Annotated in this window: 9 protein-coding genes; 8 read left to right on the top strand and 1 reads right to left on the bottom strand. The window is 42.0% G+C overall.

Annotated elements, in window-relative coordinates:
- The 3 genes from K8S13_RS02885 to K8S13_RS02895 all read left to right on the top strand — a co-directional run.
- Positions 1 to 517 (top strand): HEAT repeat domain-containing protein (locus tag K8S13_RS02885; RefSeq protein ID WP_291460287.1); only part of this gene is annotated, 517 nt, incomplete at its 5' end.
- A gap of 72 nt (positions 518 to 589) precedes the next feature.
- Positions 590 to 1,594, top strand: coding sequence for an MDR family oxidoreductase (locus tag K8S13_RS02890; protein WP_291460288.1), 1,005 nt, complete (start codon positions 590 to 592; stop codon positions 1,592 to 1,594).
- An 86-nt stretch (positions 1,595 to 1,680) separates the two neighbouring features.
- Positions 1,681 to 2,136 carry a MaoC/PaaZ C-terminal domain-containing protein gene (locus K8S13_RS02895; protein WP_291460289.1) on the top strand — a complete coding sequence of 152 codons (456 nt, stop codon included), beginning with the start codon at positions 1,681 to 1,683 and terminating at the stop codon, positions 2,134 to 2,136.
- 91 nt (positions 2,137 to 2,227) lie between these two features.
- Here K8S13_RS02895 and K8S13_RS02900 read toward each other — a convergent pair whose 3' ends face one another.
- The gene (locus tag K8S13_RS02900; protein ID WP_291460290.1) at positions 2,228 to 3,373 is read right to left on the bottom strand and encodes an ATP-binding protein; all 1,146 of its coding nucleotides are present in this window, start codon (positions 3,371 to 3,373) and stop codon (positions 2,228 to 2,230) included.
- A gap of 154 nt (positions 3,374 to 3,527) precedes the next feature.
- Here K8S13_RS02900 and K8S13_RS02905 point away from each other — a divergent pair, with 154 nt between their 5' ends.
- The 5 genes from K8S13_RS02905 to K8S13_RS02925 all read left to right on the top strand — a co-directional run bounded on the left by K8S13_RS02905 (position 3,528) and on the right by K8S13_RS02925 (position 6,418).
- On the top strand, positions 3,528 to 4,307 hold the full coding sequence (locus K8S13_RS02905; protein WP_291460292.1) for a histone deacetylase family protein: 780 nt from the start codon (positions 3,528 to 3,530) through the stop codon (positions 4,305 to 4,307).
- 152 nt (positions 4,308 to 4,459) lie between these two features.
- The gene (locus K8S13_RS02910) at positions 4,460 to 4,672 is read left to right on the top strand and encodes a Fic family protein (protein WP_291460294.1); all 213 of its coding nucleotides are present in this window, start codon (positions 4,460 to 4,462) and stop codon (positions 4,670 to 4,672) included.
- A 375-nt stretch (positions 4,673 to 5,047) separates the two neighbouring features.
- Positions 5,048 to 5,194 (top strand): BrnT family toxin, encoded by a 147-nt coding sequence (locus K8S13_RS02915; protein WP_291460296.1) that lies wholly within the window; start codon positions 5,048 to 5,050, stop codon positions 5,192 to 5,194.
- A 198-nt stretch (positions 5,195 to 5,392) separates the two neighbouring features.
- Positions 5,393 to 6,070: a YkgJ family cysteine cluster protein gene (locus K8S13_RS02920; RefSeq protein ID WP_291460298.1), complete on the top strand. Its 678-nt coding sequence runs from the start codon at positions 5,393 to 5,395 to the stop codon at positions 6,068 to 6,070.
- A 156-nt stretch (positions 6,071 to 6,226) separates the two neighbouring features.
- Positions 6,227 to 6,418, top strand: coding sequence for a type II toxin-antitoxin system Phd/YefM family antitoxin (locus K8S13_RS02925; RefSeq protein WP_291460300.1), 192 nt, complete (start codon positions 6,227 to 6,229; stop codon positions 6,416 to 6,418).
- Positions 6,419 to 6,494 lie beyond the last annotated feature (76 nt).

Raw genomic sequence — 6,494 nt, forward strand, 5'->3', positions numbered from 1 at the left:
GAGCGGGAATAAAAATGATCGTCTATACGCTGTCAGACAGCTGAGAGAAATAAAGGATGCCCAAATAATTCCTGTGCTAATCGAGATGCTCGATAATGAGGACTCACAATTTCGGGAAGCCGCTGCATATTCTCTGGGAGGAAAGAGCAATGACTATCTGTCAATCGATCCCTTGATCGAGGCTCTTGAGGACGAAGATGCGAAGGTCAGGAAGACGGCTCTCTCATCCCTCAGCGAGGTCTTGCGCTCAGTGGGAATGAAAAAAGCCCGAAGGGCCCCCGTGCCTATAATGGCCGCACTCCACGACGAAGACTATTTAGTCAGGATGGCTGCGGCACAATCTCTCGGTTGGTTCGGGGACACTGCGGCCGTGGAGCCACTCATTAACGTACTGGGCGATAATGATTTTCTGGTGAACATGTGGGCCCACAAATCCCTCGTCCGGATTACCGGCCAAGAACATCTCGGCGATGATCCAGCCAGGTGGCGTGAGTGGTTGAAAAGACAAGACTTCTGAACCACGATCAGGGATTTAAGCATTTAGATTGATTTCTGGAAACAAGATTTGTATTTAGGAGGAGTATACGGCATGATAAATGAAGGAACCTTTAAAGCGCTCGTAGTAGAAAAAAATGATGGCCAACTGGTGGCGACGATGAAGCAGCTGACGGTTGAGGATCTGCCCCGGGAAGATGTGCTGATTCAGGTAGATTATTCCACCTTGAATTATAAAGAGGGTCTGGGATTTGCAAACCGCAATAAAATATTTCGTATTTTTCCGATAGTGCCAGGTGTTGACCTGGCAGGAACTGTGGTTGAATCGAAGTCTCCCAATTTTAAGCCCGGCGACCAGGTAATATTAAATGGATGGAGTGTGGGGGAGAGATACTGGGGTGGTTATGCGCAGATGGCCAGGATCAAATCTGATTTCCTGATCCCCCTTCCCAAAGGTATGGATACCAAGAAGGCCATGTCCATCGGTACTGCCGGCTACACGGCAATGCTCTTAACTATGAGCCTGGAGGAAGCCGGGGTAAAACCGGACAGCGGTCCGGTCATCGTTACCGGTGCCGCCGGAGGGGTGGGCAGCAATGCGGTAGCCATTCTTGCTAAGCTTGGTTATGAAGTCACCGCCCTCACCAAAGTGGGGCAGGAATTCACCCACGATTTCTTGAGGCAAATTGGAGCCAGGGAGTTTGCCGGCGGTAAAGAATGGTTACAGATGCCGGCCCCTCTTGAAACCCAGAAATGGGCTGGGGCAGTTGATACAGTTGGCAGTATGGTACTCGCTCGGATCATTTCCGAGATGAAATATGCCGGATGTGTGTCGGCCTGCGGGCTGGCAGGTGGGTTTGATCTGTCCATTACAGTCATGCCATTTATTCTGAGGGGCGTGAGCCTGAGAGGGGTGGATTCGGTATGGTGCCCTAATCCAAGAAGAATAGCAGCCTGGGATCGATTGGTGACTGATATCCCCGACGCAGCCCTGGACAGAATCAATAAAGTAATAAAACTCGATGAAGTACCCCAGTACGCCAAAGAAATTCTGGCGGGTAACGTTACCGGCCACATTGTGGTCGATGTCAACGCCTGATACAATTGGAATACCGATAACGGAGCGATCCATACTTCCCTGTGGGGGGATTAACAAAACAATAATATTAAGAGGAGTAATCATTTATGGGTAAAATAACAGCAGGTAGCAAAATTTCTTGTCGGGTATGCAGGACGCTTGATGTGGGGGACTTCTCAATCCTGCATCAACTCACCTGGTTCAATATGGCTGTTCACAGCAATTCGGAGTATGCCAAGGGAACCTGGTTTAAGGAACGCTCTCTGGCAGGCCCGATCATCTTTGCTGTTGCCGACGGTCTGGTCCATCATGCGGACAATATCGCCGAACTTCTGGCTCAGGACGGCTATGAAATCTATGCTTACATTGGTGTAGACAATGTCAAGATCACCTCTCCAGTGCTATCCGGAGATACCCTCAAGGCTGATGCCGAAGTAGTTGATCTGCGTCCCACCAAAAACCCTGAGAGATTCCTGTTCATATACAAAAATAAAACCTATAACCAGCGTGATCAGCAAGTGATCGAATACCAGACTACCATGATGGTCACTAAGAAAGACTAAGCAAGTGGTCTGACGGGACAGTAGTTATAAAAAATGTATCAAATTTTACAATTGTGGTCCCTTTGTATGCGGGACTATTGATAAAACGCTTTTAGTTCAAGTCCAAATGCTTTGGCGAACAAACAACAATACCTTTTTTTATTTCAAAAGGTTCATCAACAGGTGCAATAACCCAAGCTGATTCGGGTTGCAGGGAATCAACTATTTCATGGAATCCTCTTGAGGGTTTTGGTGCTTTTGAAAGTTTGCATTCAAAAACATGGCGTCGCCCTGCTCGTTCTAAGATTAGATCGATTTCAGCACCGTTGGAAGTACGTAAAAAAGATGGTTTCCAACGATCATATTGGGCTATGATATTTTCTATTACAAAACCTTCCCAAGATGCTCCAGCAATAGGATTGGCTAAAAGATAATCATATTCTTCTATATCCAGGAGCGCGTGAAGAATTCCACTATCACGCAAATAGATTTTAGGGGATTTAACCAATCTTTTTTTAAGGTTTGTTAAGGCTGGTGGCAGCATGCGGACCATGTACGTCTGTTCTAGGATAGCAAGATATTTTTTCAGTGTAGGAATAGAGATATCAGCGGCCCCTGCCAATTTATGATAATTTACAGTTTGTCCATGATAGTGTGCTAATAGCAACCATAAACGTTCAATCACCGGAACTGGTATATTAAAACCCAAATTAGGAATGTCACGTTCCATGAATGTCCGAATAAAATCGAGTCGCCAGTCGAAACTGTCAGTATCACTATCTGCAAGCGCGCTATCAGGGAAACCGCCCCGGAGCCAAAGGTCAGACCACGAAGAAATGTCAGAAACTTCTTTAAGCAAAAATGGTGTAAGATCAGTATAGGAGATACGTCCTGCAAGAGATTCGGTTGACTGCTTTATAAGATCACGGGAAGCTGATCCTAAAATTAAAAATCTTCCAGGTCTGCGATCTTTATCTATTTCCGAACGAAGTATTGAAAAAAATTCAGGCAGTAGTTGAATTTCATCAAGACAGATGAGTTTGTCACGATGGCGATCAAAAAAAAGTTCTGGTTCAGCCAGCTTGTTTCGATCAATACGATCTTGTAAATCAAGATAAACTGATGGAATGCTTTTAAGCAGTAATTTGGCAGTTGTTGACTTTCCACATTGCCGTGGACCAAGAATAGCCACTGCGGGTGAACGGGCCAGAGATCTGTTCAATCCTTTTTCGATAAACCTATTAATATAACCATGCATATTAAAAACCTCTGTTTGTGATTTTCATGGATAATATCAATATCGAGTAAAGGTTGTCAAGTTTCAACTTGGTCAAAAATTAATTCAAACAAGAAAAATGCTACGGTCTCGCCACAGATTTTCAGGTTCAATTTCAAAAAACAGGTGTATAAAAATGAGTATAAAAATCGTTTTCCATGAGTGCTATTACAACTCCCGTTATGCGATGGACCCTGCGGCTTCCGAGGGGCGTTTGGATGGGATCATGAAGATTATAAAAAGAAAGTCCGAAGTGTATGAGATAATTACCCCGAATCCGGCCGGCGAGGCTGAAATTCTCAGGGCACACGGCAGGAATCACTGTGAGCGTGTCAAACAGGATACTCTTCTGTATGAATTAGCGGTTTTAGCCGCAGGAGGAGCCATCATGGCAGCTGAAAAGGCTTATGATGGAAATCCGGCTTTTGCGGTGATACGACCCCCAGGACATCATGCATCGGCTGACTCATGCTGGGGCTTCTGTCACTTCAACAATATGGCCATAAGCCTGCTTAAGCTCTATTCAGACAAGAAAATTAAAAAAGCCTTTATACTTGATTTTGATCTTCATACCGGAGATGGGAATATCAACATTTTGGAAAATCGTGATGATGGATTCATAGTCTCAATACTCAATCCGGCATCGGCAGAAAGGGGAAACTATCTCCGGGAAGTCGAAGCATACATGAAAGATATTACTGATGTCGATATTTTCGCAGCATCAGCAGGATTTGACCAGGGTATTGATGATTGGGGTGCTCTTCTTTATCCAGAGGACTACGCAGAGCTTGGACGGCTGATGAAAGAATACTCGAAGAAGCTTTGCAAGGGACGAAGATATGCGATTCTCAAGGGCGGCTACAACCACGGAGTGATTGGTTTAATTACAGATTCCTTTTGTAAAGGATTCGCCTAATTTTGCTTTTTACGTTAGAACAGCTCCAAACCACTTATACTGGCGTTAAATTTTCGTATAAAATATCATATGGAAATTTTTCTAATCAATTTTCCGAAACAAGTTGTATAAGGAAATAAAATGAATTATTTTTCCACAACGATGACATAAATGTGCCTCATTTGATCAAGATAGCGATCGCTCATTATCAGTTTGAGACGATACATCCGTACTTAGATGGAAATGGGAGAGTCGGGCGGTTATTGATTACGCTTTATCTGGTTGGTTTTTCACTTTTGAAGAAGCCGTCATTATACCTCTCCAGTTTTTTTGAAAAACATAGAACTCTTTTACCAAAAACCAGCATTGAATGTAAAAAAAATTGAAAAAGCTTTGTCAATGAATCAAAGGACAATTAGAAATGTATTGAATACCTTGGAAAAGGAAAATTTTATTGTTGAATATACCGGCAAAAAGCGAAATAAAAAATACATTTTTCAGCGATATCTCAAACTGTTTTATTGATACATTAGTTGTATATCTTTCTTGATCAATGAAATTTATTAAAATTCAATCGGGTAGCCGGAGGTTTTAATCCCCCAGCCCCTGCAATACCCTGCATGCGGGTCCGCACAGGGTATTAGATTACCGGACCGTGGCCGGGTAGTGTATTTACATCCACTATTCTTTGACAGATTTTACCATGCAATAAGCCATATAAATATGTTGATAATGTTTAAATACAGCATTATACTCTTTTTATGGAAAATAAAGCTGATTTTGAATGGGACGAAAATAAAGACAAGACTAATCAAGAGAAACACGATGTGTCATTTGCTTTTGCTCAATTGGTTTTTTTAGACCACAGTCGTCTAATTTTAGAGGATTTGGAACATAGCATTGATTAAAAAAGATACTATTGTTTAGGAAGAGTTTCTGGTGGTATCTTGACTGGATGAGTATGCAATTCATCAGGCATAAACTTTAAACAATTTATAACCAGTCAGTACAGTGGACAGACGGGGACTGAGCCGCTTTGGAAGATTGTTGGAAAATTGAAATTTTATGATTTTAACAAAATTATTCTTCACCGGGATATGGATCATATGACGCATCAAAATGAATGTAAGCGGTGCGGCACCTGCTGCGAAAAAGGCGGTCCCGCATTACATACCCAGGACTTACCCTTAATAGAAAAAGGGTTTCTATCCTTTGAAAAAATCATTACCATCAGGAAAGGTGAACTTGCCCATGATCCAGTTTCAAATTCCATTGAGCCTGTAAAAACCGAGATCTTAAAGATCCGCGGGATAAAGGATTCATGGGCCTGTCTCTTTTATGATAAAACCCGGAATGGATGCACCATATACGATCATCGTCCCCTTGCCTGCAAGGTTCTTAAGTGCTGGGACACAGATGATATTCTCAAGCTTGCCGGCAAAGATCTTCTTTCAAGGCTTGATATTGTGAAAGAGGGCAATCCGTTGAGAGAACGACTCATTGAGCATGAAAAGCTGTTTCCATGCCCTGATCTAAAAACGATCTCCCGGACAATTTCCCGTTTATCCAAGAAAACAGTCAAAAAGCTCGAACGGATTATCAATAAAGATCTTGCCTATCGTATCCGGGCAATTGATGAATTTAATCTCTCGGTTTCACAAGAGCTGTTCTATTTTGGTCGGCCGCTTTTCCAGCTACTTATACCCCTTGGGTTTACCACTAGAGAAACTTCCTCAGGAATCAAACTGCGGTTTTCCCAAGCCCGTTCCATTTCGACAAAGTGATTTAATAAAGGAGCAGCAAATCAGTTGGCCTATGTTTTAAAGAAAGTGCTAACATTTAGTTCAGTGGGTAAAAATTTTCTTTTCAAAATATTTCTTGATCTTTAACGGGTGCAAGTTTATACTTTGAAATATAAACTTAATGATTTGGAGATTTTTATGAAAGCCACGGCAAAAGACTTGCGGTTTCACTCAAAGGAACTTTTAAATACTGTTAAGAGAGGTGAAGAAATCATTATAACTTATCGGGGAAAACCTTGTGCTAAGCTTATCCCCTATGGAGAACTTAAAAAGAATAAGAAAATTAAAAAATACGAATTGCTCTCAACAATGATTAGTTTTGTTACCTGAAACAATGATTTTATGATTGACTTTATGCTTAAAATATTAAAAAATATCCCTTACTTAATAACAGTATCTTTTGCAA

It is taken from the genome of Desulfobacula sp. (assembly GCF_021107415.1).

What these genes read in the sequence shown, in the direction of transcription:
- K8S13_RS02915 (WP_291460296.1), top strand. Translation starts at nt 5,048, where the DNA reads ATGGAAAATAAAGCTGATTTTGAATGGGACGAAAATAAAGACAAGACT.
- K8S13_RS02925 (WP_291460300.1), top strand. Translation starts at nt 6,227, where the DNA reads ATGAAAGCCACGGCAAAAGACTTGCGGTTTCACTCAAAGGAACTTTTA.
- K8S13_RS02920 (WP_291460298.1), top strand. Translation starts at nt 5,393, where the DNA reads ATGACGCATCAAAATGAATGTAAGCGGTGCGGCACCTGCTGCGAAAAA.
- K8S13_RS02895 (WP_291460289.1), top strand. Translation starts at nt 1,681, where the DNA reads ATGGGTAAAATAACAGCAGGTAGCAAAATTTCTTGTCGGGTATGCAGG.
- K8S13_RS02900 (WP_291460290.1), bottom strand. Translation starts at nt 3,373, where the DNA reads ATGCATGGTTATATTAATAGGTTTATCGAAAAAGGATTGAACAGATCT.
- K8S13_RS02890 (WP_291460288.1), top strand. Translation starts at nt 590, where the DNA reads ATGATAAATGAAGGAACCTTTAAAGCGCTCGTAGTAGAAAAAAATGAT.
- K8S13_RS02905 (WP_291460292.1), top strand. Translation starts at nt 3,528, where the DNA reads ATGAGTATAAAAATCGTTTTCCATGAGTGCTATTACAACTCCCGTTAT.